The following is a 228-nucleotide window of genomic DNA, read 5'->3' as shown; positions in this document are numbered from 1 at the left end:
AGATCAAACACTGTTTATTAATGACGAAGGAAACAAAAGCAATGTAGATATTGGTAGTAACAAGATGTTTAAACAGTTAAACGAACTTATCATCAATAGCGTAAAAGGCGATATGTTTGATGAAACAGAATTCCGAATAGAATACTTCAAAAAAGAAGCAAACAGCTTGGTTTATTTCTTTCCAAAAGAGAAAAAATTTTCTAAATACATAGAAGCATTCCATATCCT

At 29.8% G+C, this 228-nt stretch carries 1 protein-coding gene; it reads left to right on the top strand.

Annotated elements, in window-relative coordinates; translation table 11 throughout:
* Positions 1–228: hypothetical protein (locus H2O73_RS24490; RefSeq protein ID WP_220457802.1), on the top strand; the 228-nt coding region annotated here is incomplete at both ends.

Source organism: Vibrio marinisediminis, from assembly GCF_014050145.1.
GTDB classification, from domain to species: domain Bacteria; phylum Pseudomonadota; class Gammaproteobacteria; order Enterobacterales; family Vibrionaceae; genus Vibrio; species Vibrio marinisediminis.
This window is presented reverse-complemented; position numbering and strand designations above follow the sequence as displayed.